This is a genomic window from Pseudomonas sp. B21-059 (assembly GCF_026016285.1).
Lineage (GTDB): Bacteria > Pseudomonadota > Gammaproteobacteria > Pseudomonadales > Pseudomonadaceae > Aquipseudomonas > Aquipseudomonas danubii.
On record NZ_CP087201.1, the window covers coordinates 3,858,502 to 3,874,827 of the forward strand.

The 16,326-nt window shown below is 65.8% G+C and carries 14 protein-coding genes; 11 read left to right on the forward strand and 3 right to left on the reverse strand.

What is annotated here, in order from left to right; all coding sequences use genetic code 11:
- The first annotated feature begins 37 nt into the window (after window positions 1–37).
- On the forward strand, window positions 38–1,339 hold the full coding sequence (locus LOY69_RS16920) for a carbohydrate porin (protein ID WP_265073264.1): 1,302 nt from the start codon (window positions 38–40) through the stop codon (window positions 1,337–1,339).
- 35 nt (window positions 1,340–1,374) lie between these two features.
- Entirely contained in the window at window positions 1,375–3,036 is a 1,662-nt protein-coding gene (locus tag LOY69_RS16925) for a GMC family oxidoreductase (RefSeq protein WP_265073265.1), read from the forward strand.
- Window positions 3,037–3,044: 8 nt separating this feature from the next.
- On the opposite strand, the gene hpaA is transcribed toward LOY69_RS16925, so the two are convergent.
- Entirely contained in the window at window positions 3,045–3,977 is a 933-nt protein-coding gene (hpaA, locus tag LOY69_RS16930; RefSeq protein WP_170004698.1) for a 4-hydroxyphenylacetate catabolism regulatory protein HpaA, read from the reverse strand.
- 208 nt (window positions 3,978–4,185) lie between these two features.
- Here hpaA and LOY69_RS16935 point away from each other — a divergent pair, with 208 nt between their 5' ends.
- The 8 genes from LOY69_RS16935 (at window position 4,186) to hpaI (ending at window position 11,634) form a co-directional block, all read left to right on the forward strand.
- On the forward strand, window positions 4,186–4,845 hold the full coding sequence (locus tag LOY69_RS16935) for a fumarylacetoacetate hydrolase family protein (protein WP_265073266.1): 660 nt from the start codon (window positions 4,186–4,188) through the stop codon (window positions 4,843–4,845).
- A 9-nt stretch (window positions 4,846–4,854) separates the two neighbouring features.
- Window positions 4,855–5,655: a fumarylacetoacetate hydrolase family protein gene (locus LOY69_RS16940; RefSeq protein WP_265073267.1), complete on the forward strand. Its 801-nt coding sequence runs from the start codon at window positions 4,855–4,857 to the stop codon at window positions 5,653–5,655.
- Complete coding sequence (hpaE, locus tag LOY69_RS16945) at window positions 5,656–7,116, forward strand: 5-carboxymethyl-2-hydroxymuconate semialdehyde dehydrogenase (protein ID WP_102882628.1); 1,461 nt, start codon at window positions 5,656–5,658, stop codon at window positions 7,114–7,116. It abuts the gene before it with no gap.
- 54 nt (window positions 7,117–7,170) lie between these two features.
- Window positions 7,171–8,022 (forward strand): 3,4-dihydroxyphenylacetate 2,3-dioxygenase, encoded by an 852-nt coding sequence (gene hpaD, locus LOY69_RS16950; protein ID WP_265073268.1) that lies wholly within the window; start codon window positions 7,171–7,173, stop codon window positions 8,020–8,022.
- A 135-nt stretch (window positions 8,023–8,157) separates the two neighbouring features.
- Window positions 8,158–8,547, forward strand: a complete 390-nt coding sequence (locus tag LOY69_RS16955; RefSeq protein ID WP_265073269.1) for a 5-carboxymethyl-2-hydroxymuconate Delta-isomerase — start codon at window positions 8,158–8,160, stop codon at window positions 8,545–8,547.
- Between the two features lie 162 nt (window positions 8,548–8,709).
- A complete protein-coding gene (locus LOY69_RS16960; RefSeq protein WP_265073270.1) occupies window positions 8,710–10,017 on the forward strand; it encodes an MFS transporter in 1,308 nt (435 codons plus the stop codon).
- A gap of 2 nt (window positions 10,018–10,019) precedes the next feature.
- Window positions 10,020–10,823 (forward strand): 2-oxo-hept-4-ene-1,7-dioate hydratase, encoded by an 804-nt coding sequence (gene hpaH / locus LOY69_RS16965; protein ID WP_102863279.1) that lies wholly within the window; start codon window positions 10,020–10,022, stop codon window positions 10,821–10,823.
- Between the two features lie 10 nt (window positions 10,824–10,833).
- Entirely contained in the window at window positions 10,834–11,634 is an 801-nt protein-coding gene (gene hpaI, locus LOY69_RS16970; protein ID WP_265073271.1) for a 4-hydroxy-2-oxoheptanedioate aldolase, read from the forward strand.
- Between the two features lie 488 nt (window positions 11,635–12,122).
- On the opposite strand, the gene LOY69_RS16975 is transcribed toward hpaI, so the two are convergent.
- Together LOY69_RS16975 and LOY69_RS16980 are read right to left on the reverse strand one after the other, a co-directional pair.
- Entirely contained in the window at window positions 12,123–13,265 is a 1,143-nt protein-coding gene (locus LOY69_RS16975) for a glycerate kinase (protein WP_123394276.1), read from the reverse strand.
- Between the two features lie 417 nt (window positions 13,266–13,682).
- Complete coding sequence (locus LOY69_RS16980; protein ID WP_110596611.1) at window positions 13,683–14,813, reverse strand: sugar diacid recognition domain-containing protein; 1,131 nt, start codon at window positions 14,811–14,813, stop codon at window positions 13,683–13,685.
- Between the two features lie 155 nt (window positions 14,814–14,968).
- Between LOY69_RS16980 and LOY69_RS16985 the strand changes: the two genes are divergently transcribed.
- Complete coding sequence (locus LOY69_RS16985; protein WP_170003966.1) at window positions 14,969–16,279, forward strand: MFS transporter; 1,311 nt, start codon at window positions 14,969–14,971, stop codon at window positions 16,277–16,279.
- Window positions 16,280–16,326 lie beyond the last annotated feature (47 nt).

Genomic DNA, 16,326 nt, shown 5'->3' on the forward strand with positions numbered 1-16,326 from the left:
CACTCAAGACAAAAACAACAAGAAACGAGTACCCGACATGAATGCTTCCTATGCGCTGTGCCCGCTGCTGGCAGCCCTGCTGCTGCCCCTTGATGGCTTCGCCGATGCCCCGGCTGCGCCCCGCAGCGGGCCGCTGTCCGGCCTGGGCGATTACCTGGCCGACCAGGGCATTACGCCCCATGTGCAGTTCCTCAGCCTGGCCATGAAGAACCTCGACACCGGCCCGCGGCCCCACAGTTTTGGCAACAGCGGCGACCTGTTCGTGGGCGCCGATATCGACCTGGGGACCTTCGCCGGGCTCGACGGCGCGGCGCTGCACTTCGAGCAGACCCTGTTCATCCTCGATCACCAGACCGGCGTGCCCACCTCACGCAACTGGCAAGGCGCCGCCGGCAGCTACTTTGGCGGCGCGCCGATCCACAACGACCTCACCAGCAACCAGTTGAGCCTGCTGACCTACCAGCAGACCTGGCTCGATGGCCGGGTCGACCTGAGCCTGGGGCGGACCAACGCCCGGCGCTACTTCTACATCTACAACTGCGAAAGCACCATCACCTGCAACGACCCGATCATCGACTCTTCCACCGGCATCCTGCCGCCGCCCTACGGCAGTTGGGGCGGCTACCTGAAGTACCAGCTGACGCCCCAGTGGTACGTGCACGGCGGCGCCTTCGAATCCAACCCGGTGGACTACCTGAAGGAGCGCAAGGGCCTGGACCTCAGCACCGACGACGCCAGCGGCACCAGCCTGCTGCTGGGCATCGGCAGCCAGAACCGCGATGCCTACAGCTCCCACTACGAACTCAACGGTTTCTACAACACCTCCAAGCAGGTGGACCCGCTGACCGGGGCCATGGCGTTCGGCAGCGGCGGCGCCTTCTTCAAGTTCCAGCAGTCGCTGTGGCGCGCCGACGCCGGATCGGGCAGCGCGCCCCAGGCCCTGCTGTTGTTCGGCTCGCTGTCGGCGGCGGCCGATGACAAGCAGCCCTTCAGCCACTTCGCCGAAGCCGGGCTGACCTATCTGGCGCCCTTCGACCGGCCCCGGGACAAGCTCAACCTCAAGGCCAGCTACCTGCGCCTCAACGATCACCAGCTGCGCTTCCAGCAACAGGCACGGACCGCCAACGGCGGCGACCCGCGCCAGGGCGAGCGCAATGTCTATGCCCTGGAAGCCAACGCCCACATCGCCCTGACCCGGCAACTGGCCCTGGAACCCAGCGTCCAGTACCTGATCAACCCGGACAATTTCTACAACCCCGAGGCCCGCGAGCTGAGCGGCAACGGCTTTGTCGTCGGCCTGCAAGTGACCCTCGACGTCGGCTCGCTGCTGGGGCTGTGAGATGGATTTTTGTGACTGCCCAAGAGGTATCCCCCATGACTGAACACACCACGCAAACCTTCGACTACATAGTGGTCGGCGCCGGCTCCGCCGGTTGCGTGCTGGCCAACCGTCTGTCCGCCGACCCCAAGCTCAAGGTGTGCCTGATCGAGGCCGGGCCCAGCGACCGCACCCTGCTGCCCGCCGCCTATGTGCGCACCCCGGCAGGGATCATCCGCCTGATCGCCAACCCGCGCTGGAACTGGATGCATCAATTCAGCCCCCAGGCCGGCAGCGGCGAGGTGCCCATCCCCTGCCCCCGCGGCCGGGTCTGGGGCGGCTCCAGCGCCATCAACGGCATGATCTACATCCGTGGTCACCGGCAGGACTTCGACCGCTGGGCCGCCGCCGGCAACCAGGGCTGGAGCCACGACGAGCTGCTGCCCTATTTCAAGCGTTCGGAGCATTTCGAACCCGGCGACTCGCCCTGGCATGGCCAGCACGGCGAGCTCAACGTGGCCGAGCAGCGCAGCCCGAGCCCGGTCAATCAGGTGTTCTATGAGGCGGCCACGGAGCTGGGCTGGAGCTACAACCCGGACTTCAACGGCCCGGAACAGGAAGGTTTCGGGCCCTTCCATGTCACCCAGATCAACGGCGAGCGTTGCAGCGCCGCCCGGGCCTTTCTGCACCCGATCCTGCAGCGGCCGAACCTGACCGTGCTGAGCAGCACCCTGACCCACCGGGTGCTGCTGCAAGGCACTCGCGCCAGCGGCGTGGAGATCAGCCACAACGGCCAGGTCCGCCAGTTGCAGGCGCGTCGGGAGGTGATCCTCTGCGCCGGGGCAATCAACTCGCCGCAGTTGCTGCTGCTCTCCGGCATCGGCCCGGCGGAGGAACTGAAAGCCCACGGCATCCTGCCGCGCCACCCGTTGCCGGGGGTCGGCCTGAACCTGCAGGACCACCAGGACATCGTGCTGATGTACCGCAGCGACCCCGAACTGGGCTACGGTCTTTCGCCCAAGGGCCTGCTGCCCCTGGCCCGTTCGCCCTGGCAGTACCTGACCCGGCGCCAGGGACCGCTGACCTCCAACACCGTCGAGTCCGGAGCATTTCTGCGCCTTACGCCCGAGGACCCGGTGCCGGAGCTGGGGTTGATCGTCGCCCCGGCCCTGAAGAACCAGCCGCAGCGCCTGATTCCCGTGGGCCATGGCATCAGCCTGCACGTGGCGGTGATGCACCCGCAAAGCCGTGGCCGGGTGCGCCTGAACTCCGCCGACCCGCACGACAAACCGCTGATCGAGGCCAACTTCCTCAGCCACCCGGAGGACCTGCGCAAGCTGGTGGCCGGCTTGCGCCTGGTGCGCCAGCTGGCGGCGACCCGGGCCTTCTCCCAACGCTTGCGAGGCGAGCTGGTGCCCGGCCCGCAGGTACAGAGCCAGGAGCAGATCGAGCAGTGGATTCGTCAGCACCTGGGCACGGTGTTCCACCCGGTGGGCAGCTGCAAGATGGGCCACGACGAGTTGGCAGTGGTGGACGACCAACTGCGGGTCCACGGCCTCCAGGGGCTGCGGGTGGCGGACGCCTCGATCATGCCGAGCCTGATCACCGGCAACACCAACGCGGCAGCGATCATGATCGGCGAAAAGGCCGCGGACCTATTGCTGGGTACGGCACCCGCGCAACCGCGCAGCATGCCTCAAGGCGCAACATGCACTTGAGCCGGGGCTCAGGGGCGCTTCGGCGTCTCGGCCGCAGGCGGGTTGGTCTGCCCCTGGCGCGCCCGGTACTCCCCCGGCGCGAGCTTGGCGTAACGCTGGAAAAACCGGCTGAAATAGGCCGGGTCCTTGAAGCCCAGCTGGTAGCAGATTTCATTCACCGAACTGGCAGTGAACAGCAGCAAGCGCTTGGATTCCTGCATCAGGCGTTCGTACACCAGGCGCTTGGACGGCAGGTCGGCGATGCGTCGGCAGACGTCGTTGAGCCGCGCTTCGGTGACCCCCAAGGCGCTGGCGTAGCGCGCCAGGGGCCAGTGCTCCAGGTAGCGGGCCTCGATCAACTCGTTGAAGCGATGGAAGATCTGCAAGTCTTCATGCCGTGCCGGACGGGCCTTGAGGGAATTGGCCGAAAGCCTGAGCAGGCTGATCATCAGCAACCGGGTCAGGGCTTCCAGGGCCGGCTCGCGCCCAGCCCCCTGCCCGCCGATTTCCTGCTGCAACGCCTGGAACAGGGACTCCAGGCGCTGTACTTCATTGGCAAACTCCGGCCCCAGGCGCGCCAGTGCCACGCACACCGGCGGTACCTGGGGCGCGGGGGCCAGCGTCGGATCGGCACCGATCAACTCCCACACCAGTTGCTGGCGCACGGTGAGCACGTGGCCCTCGCTGTCGGCTTCGGTGACGAAGGCATGGGGAATGGTCGGCGGAGTGAGGAAGAACATCGGTCCCGACTCCAGGTATTGCTGGTCGTCGAGGTAGACCCGCACCGCGCCGCTTTGCACGTAATGCACCTGGAAGAAGCGGTCGTGGCGATGCACGGGCATGTTGCGCCCGAAGAAGCCGGCGAGGTTGCTGAGCTTGTCGTAATGCACCTGGGCATCGGCGTAGCGCTGATCGTAGACCTGGCCGATGTTGATGTTGGGAATGGGTTGACGTGGGTTCATGGCACCCTTCTGTTTTTTATTTTTCAGCACGCAGAGCGTTGGCATCCTGCGCGATTCGCGGCTTGCCCGCCAGGGCAAGACGCAATCGTTCAGGCTGGCGCTTGACGATCATTAACATATTAAATATAACGTTAATACATTAACGAATTCACCCCGCGAGCGGCAAGCGCCACTACGGGCCCCGACACCAGGAACCAGGAGACGCTCGATGAGCCGTGCACTGAACGATCACGCCGGCGGCACCCTGTTCGGCGTTGCGCTGAACTACCAGGGGTTGCTGCACAGCCATCTGCAAAGCTTCACCCAGCCGCCCTACCAGAAGCCTCCGGTGAAGCCGGTGCTGTTCATCAAGACCCCCAACACCCGCAACAGCCATGAAGCGCCCGTGGTGTTCCCCAAGGACGTCGAACGCCTGCAACCGGGCCCGGCCCTGGGGGTGGTGATCGGCAAGCGCGCCAGCCGGGTGAGCCTGGAAAACGCCCTGGAACATGTGGCCGGCTACACCATCGTCAACGAGTTCAGCCTGCCGGAAGACAGCTACTACCGCCCGGCAGTCAAGGCCAAATGCCGCGACGGCTTCTGCGCCATCGGCCCGCAGCTGGTGCCGGCCGCCCAGATCAGCGATCCCCACGACCTGAGCCTGGAGCTGTTCGTCAACGGCGAGCGGGTGCAGCACAACAGCACCGCCAATCTGGTGCGCAACATCCCCCAGCTGATTGCCGAGATCAGCGAATTCATGACCCTGCATGCCGGAGACGTGCTGATCACCGGCACTCCCGAGGGCCGGGTCGATGTGCGCCCCGGCGACCGGGTCGAAGTACAGATCAGCGGCCTGGGCCGTCTGGCCAACAGCATCGTTGCCGAATAAGGAACCGACATGAAACACGCGCGCATCCGCTATCAGGGCCAGGTCCACGACGCTCGGGTCACCGGCCCCAATACCCTGCAACTGGAAGACGGCCGGACCCTGGCCGAGGATCAGGTGCAGTGGCTGCCCCCGGCCACCGGGACCATGTTCGCCCTGGGCCTGAACTACGCCGACCACGCCGCCGAACTGGCCTTCAAGCCGCCCGCCGAGCCCTTGGTGTTCATCAAGTCCCCTGGCACCTACACCGGACACAACCAGGTGACCTGGCGCCCGGACAACGTCGCCTACATGCACTACGAGTGCGAGCTGGTGGCGGTGATCGGCAAGACTGCGCGCAACGTCAAGCGCGAGGACGCCCTGGACTACCTGGCCGGCTACACCCTGTGCAACGACTACGCGATCCGCGATTACCTGGAGAACTACTACCGGCCCAACCTGCGGGTGAAGAACCGCGACGCCACCACCCCGGTCGGCCCGTGGATCATCGACGCCGCCGAAGTGCCGGAGCCCAACAAGCTGACCCTGCGCACCTGGGTCAACGGCGAGCTGCGCCAGCAAGGCAGCACCGCCGACATGATCTTCGACATCCCCTACCTGATCGAATACCTGTCCGGCTTCATGACCCTGCAACCGGGGGACATGATCGCCACCGGCACCCCCGAAGGCCTCAGCGATGTAGTGCCCGGCGATGAGGTGGTGGTGGAAATCGAAGGTGTCGGCCGGCTGGTCAACCGCATCGTCAGCGAAAGCGAATTCTTCGCCCATCACGCCCACCCAGAGCCCACCGCCGTGGCCAAGGAGCACGCATAAATGATCAAACACTGGATCAACGGCCGCGAAGTCGAAAGCCGTGAAGTGTTCACCAACTACAACCCCGCCACCGGTGAAGCCATTGGCGAGGTGGCCAGCGGCGGCGCCGAGGAAATCGCCCAGGCGGTAGCGGCGGCCAAGGACGCCTTTCCGAAATGGGCCAATACCCCGGCCAAGGAGCGCGCCCGGCTGATGCGCCGCCTGGGTGCGCTGATCGAGGAGAACGTGCCGCACCTGGCGGAGCTGGAAACCCTGGACACCGGGTTGCCGATCCACCAGACCCGCAACGTGCTGATTCCCCGGGCCTCGCACAACTTCGATTTCTTCGCCGAGGTCTGCACCCGCATGGATGGCCACAGCTATCCGGTGGACGACCAGATGCTCAACTACACCCTGTACCAGCCGGTGGGCGTGTGCGCCCTGGTGTCGCCATGGAACGTGCCGTTCATGACCGCCACCTGGAAGACCGCGCCGTGCCTGGCCCTGGGCAATACCGCGGTGCTGAAGATGAGCGAACTGTCGCCACTGACCGCCAATGAGCTGGGCCGGCTGGCGCTGGAAGCCGGGATTCCCGCCGGGGTACTGAACATCGTCCAGGGCTACGGCGCCACTGCCGGCGACGCCCTGGTGCGCCACCCGGACGTGCGGGCAATCTCCTTCACCGGCGGCACCGCCACCGGCAAGAAGATCATGCAGACCGCCGGCCTGAAGAAGTACTCCATGGAACTGGGGGGCAAGTCGCCGGTGCTGATCTTCGAGGACGCTGATCTGGAGCGGGCCCTGGACGCCGCGCTGTTCACCATCTTTTCCCTGAACGGCGAGCGCTGCACCGCCGGTAGCCGGATCTTCATCCAGGAAAGCGTCTACCCGCAGTTCGTCAAGGAGTTCGCCGCCCGAGCCAAGCGCCTGATCGTCGGTGACCCGCAGGACCCCAAGACCCAGGTCGGCTCGATGATCACCCAGGCCCACTACGACAAGGTCACCGGCTACATCCGCATCGGCCTGGAAGAAGGCGCGACCTTGCTGGCCGGCGGCCTGGAACGCCCGGCCAACCTGCCGGCACACCTGGCTCGCGGGCAGTTCATCCAGCCCACGGTGTTCGCCGACGTGGACAACCGGATGCGCATCGCCCAGGAAGAGATCTTCGGCCCGGTGGTGTGCCTGATCCCGTTCAAGGACGAGGCCCAGGCCCTGCAACTGGCCAACGACACCGAGTACGGCCTGGCTTCCTACATCTGGACCCAGGACATCGGCAAGGCCCATCGCCTGGCCCGGGGCATCGAGGCCGGCATGGTGTTCATCAACAGCCAGAACGTCCGCGACCTGCGCCAGCCGTTTGGTGGCGTCAAGGGCTCGGGCACCGGCCGCGAAGGCGGCGAATACAGCTTCGAAGTGTTTGCCGAGATCAAGAACGTCTGCCTCTCCATGGGCAGCCATCACATCCCGCGCTGGGGCGTGTAAGGTTTACAACCGTCCCGGATCACGCCAACAAGAAGATGTTTCAGGAGAAGCACCATGGGCGAAGTCGTCATGGCCGCCAAGGTCTGCCACGTTCCATCGATGTACCTGTCCGAACTGCCGGGCAAGCACCACGGCTGCCGTGAGGCGGCCATTGCCGGGCACAAGGAAATTGCTCGCCGCGCCCGGGCGCTGGGGGCCGACACCGCGGTGGTGTTCGATGTGCACTGGCTGGTCAACAGCGGTTACCACATCAACTGTGGTGAAGCCTTCAACGGCACCTACACCAGCAACGAGCTGCCGCACTTCATCAAGAACATGACCTACGACTACCAGGGCTGCCCGGAGCTGGGGGAACTGATCGCCGCCGAGGCCAACGCCGCCGACGTGCGCACCCTGGCCCACAACATCCCCAGCCTGGAGCTGGAGTACGGGACCCTGGTGCCCATGCGCTACATGCACATGGATGTACCCGCCGCCGAGCATTTCAAGGTGGTGTCCATCGCCGCCTGGTGCGCTTGGCACAAACTGGAGGACAGCTTCACCTTCGGCGCCGCGGTACGCCGCGCCATCGAGAAGAGCGACCGTAAGGTCCTGGTGCTGGCCTCCGGCTCCCTGTCCCACCGTTTCTCCAACGACCGCGAAGCCGAAGCCAACATCCACAACTGGACCCGGGAATTCGACAAGCAGGTGGACCAGCGGGTGGTGGAACTGTGGCAGCAAGGTCGCTTTCGCGAGTTCTGCGCCATGCTCCCGGACTACGCCAGCAGCTGCCACGGCGAGGGCGGCATGCACGACACGGCAATGCTCCTGGGGCTGCTGGGCGGGCCGGAACACCAGCGCCCGGCGGAGATCATCACGCCGCTGTTCGGCAGCTCCGGCACCGGCCAGATCAACGCCATCTTCTAGAAGCAGCGGCAAGTTCCAGCCACTCGCTGCAAGACACAATCGAAAGCAGTGCCAAGCCACCAGCCTCAAGTCACAGGAGTCCGCTCTTGTGGCTTGCAGCTTGACGCTTGCCGCTGCCTCCCAAGGAGGCTTCCCGTGCCGCATTTCATCGCTGAGTACACCGACAACATCGAACAGGCCGCCGATCTGCCGGGGCTGTTCAGCAAGGTTCATGACTACCTGGGCGCCACGGGCGTGTTCCCCCTTGGGGGCATTCGCAGCCGCGGCGTGCGCCTGGACACTTGGCGCATGGCCGACGGCAAGCACGACTACGCCTTTGTTCATATGCGCCTGCAAGTAGGGGCCGGGCGCGACCTGGCGACCCGGCGCCAAGTGGCCGAGGGCCTGTTCGACATCATCAAGGCGCACTTTGCCGAGCTACAGGCCCAGCGCTTGCTGGCCCTGTCGTTCGAGATGAGCGAGCTGGATGCCGAGCTGAACTTCAAGCACAACAACGTGCATGAGTTTCTGCGCGGACAGGCCTGAGCATTGTGCCGGCCCTTTCGCCGGCAAGCCGGCTCCTACACAACGCCCATGCCACCCGTAGGAGCTGGCTTGCCAGCGAACAGGCCCGCAAGCCAGGCGCCAGCCCCGAGGCAGACTTCGCTGGCAAGCCGACCCACACAAGAACAATAACGAGATCTCCCCATGTCCCATCCCGCAATCGCCGAGGCTCCTGTGGCCGAGGTCAACGACTGCTATCGCAAGATCACCTGGCGGCTGATGCCGCTGTTGTTCGTCTGCTACATCTTCGCCCACCTGGACCGCATCAATATCGGCTTCGCCAAGTTGCAGATGACCCAGGACCTGGGCTTCAGCGACAGCGTCTACGGCCTCGGCGCCGGGCTGTTCTTCGTGGCCTACGCGCTGTTCGGGGTGCCCAGCAACCTGGCCCTGGAGCGGGTCGGGCCACGGCGCTGGATCGCCTTGCTGATGCTGGTCTGGGGCCTGCTGTCCAGTGCCCTGATGCTGGTGGACAGCGCCTGGGGCTTCTATGTGCTGCGCTTTCTGCTGGGGGTCGCCGAGGCGGGGTTCTTCCCTGGCATCCTGGTGCTGCTCAACCGCTGGTTCCCGGCCAGCCGCCGCGGTCAGGTGACCGCGCTGTTCGCCATTGCCGTGCCCATGGCCGGGGTGATTGGCGGGCCCCTGTCGGGGTGGATTCTGGAAAGCTTCCACGACGTCGGCGGCCTGCGCGGCTGGCAGTGGATGTTCCTCATTGAAGGCTTGCCCGTGGTGTTGCTGGGTCTAGTGGTGCTCAAGGCCCTGCCGGAAAGCATCGAGCAGGTGGACTGGCTGACCCCGGCGCAGAAAGCCCAGCTGTTGCAGGCCCTGCAACAGGAAGAACAGCGCAAGTCCATCAACCGCTTCAGCGACATCCTCACGGAGCGCCATGTCTGGCTGCTGGTGTGCATCTACTTCGCGGTGATGCTGGCGGTGAACACCATCGCCTTCTGGATGCCGACCCTGATCCACCACGCCGGCATCGCCCGGGACAGCAACGTCGGCCTGCTCAGCGCCCTGCCCTATCTGGCCGGTTGCCTGTTCATGCTCGGCGTTGGCCGTTCCTCGGACCGCCTGCGCGAACGCCGCTGGCATTTGGCAATACCGCTATTGATGTCCAGCCTCGGCCTGACCCTCACCGGGCTGGCCCCGGGCGACCCCTGGCTGGTGATGTTCGGCCTGCTGGTGGCGGGCATGGGCGCCAGCGCGGCGCTGCCGATGTTCTGGCAGTTGCCACCGGCCTTTCTCGCCAGCAGCACCCAGGCCGCGGGCATTGCCCTGATCAGTTCCTTCGGCAGTGTGGCCGCCTTCCTCGCGCCCTACCTGATTGGCGTGGTGCGCGACGCCACCCAAAGCGCCAGCCTCGCCCTCTATGCCCTGGCCCTGCTGATCGCCCTGGGCGCCTGGCTGGTGCTGCGGGTGCCTGCCCATATCGTCAACCCTCGGGAGAAATAACCATGCTCAGCCCTTCGGATATCCAAGAAGCCGCCGCGCGCCTCAACGCTGCCGAACGCAGCCGCGAGCAGATCGGCCAGTTGTCCCTGCAATACCCCGACATCAGCATCGAGGATGCCTACGCCATCCAGCGCAGCTGGGTGGAGCAGAAGATCCGCGACGGCCGCAAGCTGGTGGGCCACAAGATCGGCCTGACGTCCCGGGCGATGCAGGTATCGTCCAACATCACCGAGCCGGATTTCGGCGCCTTGCTGGACGACATGCTGTTCGATGAAGGCACGGACATTCCCTTTCAGCGCTTTATTGTGCCCCGGGTCGAGGTGGAGCTGGCGTTCATCCTCGGCAAACCCTTGAAAGGCCCCCACTGCACGCTGTTCGATGTGCTGGACGCCACCGACTGGGTGATCCCGGCCCTGGAGATCATCGACGCGCGCATCCAGCAAGTGGACCCGCAGACCCAGGCCACCCGCAAGGTGTTCGACACCATCTCCGATAACGCCGCCAACGCCGGGGTGGTAATGGGTGGCCGCGCCGTGCGCCCCGGGGATGTGGACTTGCGCAAGGTGCCGGCGGTGCTCTACCGCAATGGCGTGATCGAGGAGTCCGGGGTCTCTGCCGCGGTACTCAACCACCCGGCCAAGGGCGTGGCCTGGCTGGCCAACAAGCTCGCGGCCTACGACGTCGGCCTGGAAGCCGGGCAGATCATTCTCGGCGGCTCCTTCACGCGCCCGGTGGCCGCCCGTCCCGGGGATGTCTTCCACGTGGACTACGATCAGTTGGGCAGCATCGCCTGCCGCTTTGTCTGAGGAGACCACCATGGACATGCCGATAAACCTGTTCAAACAACGCCTGCAACACAGCGAACCACAGATCGGCCTGTGGCTGGGGTTGGCCGACGGCTACTGCGCCGAGCTGGCGGCCAACGCCGGTTTCGACTGGCTGTTGCTGGACGGCGAACACGCGCCCAACGATCTGCGCAGCCTGCTGGCGCAATTGCAGGCCATCGCGCCCTATGCAGCCCAGGGCATCATCCGCCCACCCATCGGCGATACCGCGCTGATCAAGCAATTGCTGGACATCGGCGCCCAGACCCTGCTGATTCCCATGGTGGAAAGCGCCGAACAGGCACGTCAGCTGGTGCGCGCCATGCACTATCCGCCGCTGGGGGTGCGCGGGGTCGGCAGCGCCCTGGCCCGGGCATCGCGCTGGAACAGCATCGCCGGCTACCTGGATCAGGCGGACGAGCAGATGTGCCTGCTGGTGCAGATCGAGAACCTCGAAGGCCTGCGCAACCTGGATGAGATTCTCGCGGTGGACGGAGTCGACGGCGTGTTTATCGGCCCGGCGGATCTGTCGGCGGCCATGGGCCAGCGGGGCAACCCCGGGCACCCCGAGGTGGTGGCCGCGATTGAAGACGCCATCGTGCGAATTCGTCAGGCGGGCAAGGCCGCGGGGATTCTCAGTGCCGATCAGCGTCTGGCACGGCGTTGCATCGAACTGGGGGCCAACTTCGTGGCCGTGGGGGTGGACACCACAGTGCTGATGAAAGGCCTGCAGAGCCTGGTCGGCCAGTACAAGACCCTGGACGCCCCCACGAGCGAAGGCGGGGTCTACTGACGAACGCTGGCTGGCAGCCTCTTCGCTGGCCAGCCAGCTCACTGGGAACACCCCGCCCCCCTGCTTCAGGCCGGCCGCAAGGCCGCCGTCTGGCTCTTGATCTTGATCTTGATCTTGATCTGAACGCCCCGTTAACCACGATGGCCGAACGCAGGCATTGAGCCGTGGGTAACCCGGCAAGGATGCCGGGTTAGCGGCCACCCGGCCATGGATGGCCGGTGGCGGCGGCCCACGGATCAATGCCGGAGTTCGGGCATGCCGAGCCTAGGCGAGGCACCGAGTGGAGGGGCAAAGCCCTTTGGTTACTTTGGGGCCCCAAAGTGACTCGCCGTAAGGGCGAAACCGCCAGCCGCCGCCCCCGCAGAAATGGATATGCCCCCCAAACCGCCACCGTGAGAGCGACACCCTAAGCAGCCATTACCGCAGCAGCGGATATGCCCACCACCGGCCCTAATTAACGAACTTCGCTGACCAGCTCCAGCGAGTGTCTAGCGGGCGTTGCGGGCCAGGCGCCAGACGCGGGCGATGTCGGCGGCGCGTTCGCGCAGCAGGCGCGGGGCCTCGCGGCAGGCCTGTTCCAGGCTCATGGGACCGCTGGTCAGGGCGAAGGCTGCGTCCACACCGTGGGCGTACATCTGCTGGTAACCCTCGCCCAGGGTGCCGGCAATCACGATCACCGGAACGCCCTGCTCCCGGGCAATACGTGCGACGCCAAAGGGGGTCTTGCCGCGCAGGGTCTGGGCGTCGAAACGCCCTTCGCCGGTAATCACCAGATCGGCACCCTGCATGGCCTGCTCCAGGCCCACCAGCTCCGCCACCACTTCCACCCCCGGGCGAAATTGCGCGCCGAGGAACGCCTTGGCGGCAAACCCCAGGCCGCCCGCCGCGCCGCTGCCGGGTTCGTCACGCAGGTCCTTGGGCAATACCTGGGCACACAGGTCGGCGAAGTGCCCCAAGGCACGGTCCAGCGCTTGCACCTGTTGCGGCGAAGCACCTTTCTGCGGGCCGAAGATCGCCGAGGCACCGTGCTCGCCACACAGCGGGTTGTTGACGTCGGCGGCGATTTCAAAACGCACCTGGGCCAGACGCGGGTCCATGCCATCGAGCTCAATACCGGCCAGATCAGCCAGGGCCAGACCACCCCGGGGCAGTACCTGGCCCTGGCGATCCAGCAATTTGAGACCCAGGGCTTGCAGGGCACCGGCGCCACCGTCGTTGGTGGCGCTGCCGCCGATGGCCAGGATGATGCGCTGGGCCCCGGCCTCCAGCGCGGCCAGGATCAGTTCCCCCGTCCCGAAGGTGCTGCTGTTGCAGGCATCGCGCTGGTCCAGCGCCAGTAATTGCAGGCCGCTGGCCTCGGCCATTTCAATGATTGCCGTGTGGCTCTGGGGCAGCCAGCCCCAGCGGGCTTCGACCGTCGCCCCCAGCGGCCCCTGGACCCGATGGCTGCGCAGTTGCCCGTCACAAGCGGCGAGAATCGACTCCACCGTGCCCTCGCCGCCGTCGGCCATCGGGCATTGACGTAGCTCGGCGTCGGGCCAGACCTCGGCCAGCCCCAGGGCAATGGCCTGGGCCACGCCTTCGGCACTCAGGCTGTCCTTGAACGAGTCGGGGGCGATGATGATCTTCATGGGGTGTTCTCCGGTTCTTGTGCCGCCATGCTGCCACTTGGCGCAGGCGCTGGCCCCGGTCCGCTGCACAAGTCCGGGGGCGCTTTATTGTTCATTGCTACAACGGCGCAACCTCGCCTAGCGTTGAAACCGCTGCCGCAGACTGCGAACGGGCGCGGAGAGCTCGCGAGGGGCTTGAAGGCGATGCAGGTTTGACGGGAGATTGCCAAGCAAGGCCCTGCGGGCCTTTGCGCAGCCTCGCCATGGCTCGGCAGCGGCTACACCAGTTAAATCCTCCTGGACTCTGTAGCCGCTGCCGCAGGCTGCGAACGGGCGCGGAGCGCTCGCGAGGGTTTTGAAGGCGATACAGGTTTGACGGGAGATTGCCAGGCAAGGCCCTGCGGGCCTTTGCGCAGCCTCGCCATGGCTCGGCAGCGGCTACAGGGGATTGTGTTGAGCGGTGTTGGGGGGCAGCAATTGCACCCCCAGGTACAGGGCCAGCATGCCGTCCAGGCGCAAGGGGTCGACGCCGCTGAGTTCGGCAATCCGCTCCATGCGGTAGCGCAGGCTGTTGCGGTGAATGCCCAAGGCGTCGGCGCAGGCCTGGCTCTGGCCATCGTGGTCGCACCAGCTGCGCAAGGTCGCCAGCAACTGGCCGTTGCTGTCCTTGGCCAGCACCTTGCGCAACGGTGTCAGCAACTCGTCCAGGGCGTCGTCGTTGCGGTGGCGCCAGAGCATCACCGGCAGGCGGTAGCGGTTGAGGGTCAGCAGGCGCGAGTCCGGCAGCAGGTCGCGGCCGTAGGCCAGCAGGTCACCGACCCGACGATAGCAACGGCGCAATCCGGCCAGGCCCTCAGCCTGCCCGCCCACGGCAACCCGCAGGATGTTCCAGCCCTGGCCGTCGAGTTTTTCCAGCAGGCGCGGGTTGTCCAGGCTGAAGTTCGCCGGGCGACACCAGAGCAGGGAGGTCTTTGACGAACTGACGCACCAGCTGTCCGGGTAGCGGCTCATCAGCCAGGTGCTGAGGGTCTCGACGCCCTGCCCCACGGGCTGCTCCGGCGCCAGTTCGAACAGGTAAGGGGTGCGCGCCAATTGCGGCTTGAGGCCCATCTGCCGGGCTTCATCCACCAGCCGTGGCGAGTCGCCGCTGTCGCTCAACAGCAGGGCCAGCAGATCGTCACAACGCTGGCGCCGCCATTGCTGTTCGGCCTGCTGGTGGCGCTGGCTCACCAGCATCTCGGCGGTCATGCGCACCAGTTCGGCGTAGGTGCGCAGCAAGGCCGGATCGCCGGTGATGCCCAGCACGCCGATCAGCCGCTGGTCGTGCAGCAATGGCAGGTTGATCCCCGGCTGCACCCCCTTGAGCTGGCGCGCGGTGGGCTCGTCGATCTCCACCACCCGGCCGTTGGCCAGCACCAGTTGCGCGCCTTCGTGGCGGGTGTTGATGCGCTCCGGCTCGCCGCTGCCCAGGATCAAGCCCTGGCTGTCCATGACGTTGACGTTGTAGGGCAGGATGGCCATCGTGCGGTCGACGATGTCCTGCGCCAGGTCATGATCGAGTTCGAACATAGAGGGAAGGTCCTTGGACGTTGTTCAGTGGCACAGGGTCGGCGGCCAATCGCTGTGCGCCGGCACAAAGACAGCGACCTCGGTGTGACTGAGACTCTCGGGGCGGTCAACGTTACCCTTGCACCGCAAAAAATCATAATAAAGAGAGACACTCCATGTCACAGAGCGCCGCTGCCCCACTGGCCCAGGCTGACGACAAGCACGCCGTCTACAAGCGCATCACCCTGCGCCTGATCCCCTTCATCTTCGTTTGCTATCTGTTCAACTACCTCGACCGGGTCAACGTTGGCTTCGCCAAGTTGCAGATGCTCGATGCCCTGAAATTCAGTGAAACGGTCTACGGCCTGGGCGCCGGGATCTTCTTTATCGGTTACGTGCTGTGCGGCGTACCGAGCAACCTGGCGCTGAACCGGTTCGGCCCACGGCGCTGGATCGCGCTGATGATGATCACCTGGGGCACCCTGTCCACCTGCCTGCTGTTCGTCACCACGCCGACCCAGTTCTATACCTTGCGCCTGTTCACCGGAGCCGCCGAAGCCGGCTTCTTCCCCGGGGTGGTGCTGTACCTTTCGCAGTGGTTCCCGACCTTCCGCCGGGGCCGGATCATGGCCCTGTTCATGTCGGCGATCCCGGTCTCAGGGTTGTTGGGCAGCCCGTTTTCCGGCTGGATTCTCAATCACTTCGCGGCCGGACAAGGCGGCCTCGCCGGCTGGCAGTGGATGTTCCTGCTGCAGGGCGTTCCCACGGTGGTACTCGGCGCCCTGGCGTTCTTCCTGCTCAGCGACAGCTTCGCCCACGCCAAGTGGCTGACGCCGGCTGAACGCGCGGTGCTGGAGGCCGACCAGGCCGCGGACGCCGCCAACCAGCCGAAAACCGCCAGCGATTCCCTGGCGGCCGTGTTCAAGAATCCGGCGATCTGGGCCTTCGGCCTGATCTATTTCTGCATACAGAGCGGGGTCTACGCGATCAACTTCTGGCTGCCGTCGATCATCAAGAACCTGGGCTTTGCCGACAATCTGGTGATCGGCTGGCTGAGTGCGATTCCCTACCTGCTGGCGGCGGTGTTCATGCTGCTGGTGGGCCGTTCGGCGGACCTGCGCAAGGAGCGCCGCTGGCACCTTGTGGTGCCGATGCTGATGGGCGCCGTGGGCCTGCTGATCGCGGTGAACTTCGCCAGCACCCCGGCCCTGGCCATCCTCGGCCTGACCCTCGCCACCATGGGCGCCCTCACCGGCCTGCCGATGTTCTGGCCGGTGCCCACCGCCCTGCTCAGTGCCGGAGCCGCGGCCGGTGGCCTGGCGCTGATCAACTCCATGGGCCAGATGGCCGGCTTCCTCAGCCCCTACCTGGTCGGTTGGGTCAAGGACAGCACCGGCTCCACCGATGCCGCGCTGTACCTGCTGGCCGGGGTGATTGTCGGCGGTAGCCTGCTGGCGCTGCGCATGACCCGCACCCTGAACCGCTGAACCCCGGCAACACACCGCCCAACAACGAAAAAAGCCCGTTCGAGCCT